The organism is Celeribacter marinus (assembly GCF_965656515.1).
Taxonomy (GTDB): domain Bacteria; phylum Pseudomonadota; class Alphaproteobacteria; order Rhodobacterales; family Rhodobacteraceae; genus Celeribacter; species Celeribacter marinus_D.
This window is the reverse complement of record NZ_CBFHKW010000127.1, coordinates 1-1,077: the sequence shown is the minus strand read 5'-3', so window position 1 is coordinate 1,077 and position 1,077 is coordinate 1. Positions and strand designations below refer to the sequence as shown.

Annotated in this window: 1 protein-coding gene; it reads left to right on the top strand. The window is 55.7% G+C overall.

Annotated elements, in window-relative coordinates; genetic code table 11:
- On the top strand, positions 1–438 hold a 438-nt coding region (locus ACTG34_RS13820), incomplete at its 5' end, for a trimethylamine methyltransferase family protein (protein WP_439105444.1).
- Positions 439–1,077: the final 639 nt, after the last annotated feature.

Sequence of the window (1,077 nt, the reverse complement as noted above, 5' to 3'; positions counted from 1 at the left end):
GCAATGGCCAATGCGACGCTGACAGTGCACACGGCGGGCTGGCTTGAAGGTGGGCTCAGCTTTGGCTATGAGAAGTTCATCAACGACGTTGAAGCCCTGCAAACCATGGCAGAGCTTTGCAGCAAGCCGGACGGCAGCGCGGCTGAAATCGGGTGGGACGCTTTGACCGAAGTGCAGCCCGGCGGCCACTTTTTTGCAACCGGACATACAATGGATCGGTATCAATCAGCATTTTATGCCCCGCTCGTCGCGGATCTCCAGAACTTTGGGTCATGGGAGGCGGCCGGGTCCAAATCATCGGCAGACCGCGCGACGGCCATTTGGCAAAGTGTGTTGAGGGACTTCGCACAACCGTCAAGCGGCGCAAAAGCAGCTGAGCGGTTACAGAGTTATATCCAACAACAAACGGCCAATGGCGGTGTTGACGTTTTGGATTAAAGGCCAGCAATGCGCGGCAGTTTTCCCGACTGCGCAAGTAGATGGCGCGCCTACAAAGTGGAAAAGTTCAATGACGGATTTATTTGCCGCTGGTCATATCCGGCCGAACCACTGCAAAATTAAGGTTTCGGCCCAGGTGCCTAATCCGTCCTTGCGAGTGACCACTCTGGCGAAGACTTCTGCAACGCGGCAACCGTCATGTGGCAAAGGCGAAGTGAAAAAAGTCGATGATCGGTTTGTCCTCGTCTCGTTAGGCCAATTTCGCTGAAGCGAAAATCTAGTCTCGGATCAAGCTAATTCGACGCCCATGAATGACCGGAATGACGACTTGTGCCGCTCGACTGCACTAAGCGTGCCGCAAGTGCAAAGCAATGCTGCGTCGGCGAAGAGCGAAAAACGAAGGTCGGCAATGTCCGCTTAGCGATCATTGGTGCGGAACGCAGCGAACGGCCGGTTTGAGCCCCACTGCGGATCAATCGAAAATTCTCTGCGCGCGCTTGCAGAGAATTCATTGCTGCAACCCCGCAAAAATCGCCGCTACAACGCGGCGAGAAAAGCCGCCATTCAGGCAGGCCGCAGCGATGTGTCAGGGGTGAATGAGCAGGGTGCGGACTTTGTGACCGTTCGGCCAGGATGCCT